Raw genomic sequence first — 1,187 nt, forward strand, 5'->3', positions numbered from 1 at the left:
GTGGCCGATATTCAGCTCATCTAGAAGCTGGCCGAGCCGGTAATATCGTACTGTATGATGCTGTTCACAGGCTTGTCTGGCTAATGCGCAAGCGAAGTACGTTTTACCGCACCCCGTTGCGCCAGTAACGATAATGTTATGGGCATGATGTAAGTATTGGCCGCTCAACAGTGTGGCGACTTTATCTTTGCGTAGACCGCGCTCTGCGCGGTATTCCAATCGGCTGGCGTGAGCTTCTAAGCGCAAGGTTGCCTGACGCAGTAAACGCTTCACTTTGCTGTCTTGCCGACAGTGGATTTCATGCTGTGCCAGTAATCCTAAGCGTTCTTCGAAGCTCATCTCGTCGTAGGTTGTCGCTTGGCTTTGTTGTTGCAGTAACGCTTGAGCGAAGTGTCCAAGCCGTAAGCTACGCAGTTGCTCTTGTAATTGAGATTGTGTCATGGGTTGTCCTATTGATAGTAATGTTGGCCGCGGATATTGTGGTGGGTTACAGGTTGCTCATCGTGTTCGACAGCGGTGCTCGGTACGCTTTCTTGGTGATGTTTGAGTAAGTTCATCACAACGCTTCTGTGAGGGCGTTCTAGCAGTAACGCCTTTTGGCAAGCGGCTTCAAGTCGGGCAGCACCATGCTGTTTAGTGAGATTTAGAATGGCTAGGCAGCTTTTAATCGCTTGCTCTGGATGTTGACGGCTATGGATGTGCCACTGCACCACACCGCGGGTACCTACACCAATATTCTCCGCCCAGTGCAATAAGCGTTCAGCGCTGAAGCGCTGTTTTACATGGCTGTCCGGCATGTGTTCTTTTTGCGTTGAGAAGCCGCCGTCTTTTGCTGATTTAGCGTGCTGTGTCACCAGTTGATTTTGGTGATAGATGCTAATCACGCTGCCACTAGCTTCGATGGTCACTGTGTTGCCCACTAAGGTGTGCGGTACAGAGTAAGCATGCTTTTGGTACAGCACATGGTAATCCGGCCCAACTTTGGCCCGTTTACTGTCTATGTACTCATACGTGGTGCCAGGCAATGGCATTAACGCGGGCTTATCGAGCAGTTCAAACTGCTCACGGCGAGAGCCTGGATGTAAGCGCTGCGGCCGATTATTTAACTCTTCCATTAACACTTTGCTACGAGCGATAAGGCTCGCTAAGGGGTAAAAGAACTCCCGGCGAAGTCGCATTAATTTCCA

The 1,187-nt window shown here is 50.5% G+C and carries 2 protein-coding genes; both read right to left on the bottom strand.

What is annotated here, in order from left to right:
- Window positions 1-441 (bottom strand): ATP-binding protein (locus C7Y69_RS21445; protein ID WP_185864217.1); only part of this gene is annotated, 441 nt, incomplete at its 3' end.
- 8 nt (window positions 442-449) lie between these two features.
- On the bottom strand, window positions 450-1,187 hold a 738-nt coding region (locus C7Y69_RS21450), incomplete at its 5' end, for a Mu transposase domain-containing protein (protein ID WP_409513447.1).

Origin of the sequence: Alteromonas sp. KS69, assembly GCF_003989595.1 — a bacterium.
In the GTDB taxonomy this organism is placed as follows: Bacteria; Pseudomonadota; Gammaproteobacteria; order Enterobacterales; family Alteromonadaceae; genus Alteromonas; species Alteromonas naphthalenivorans.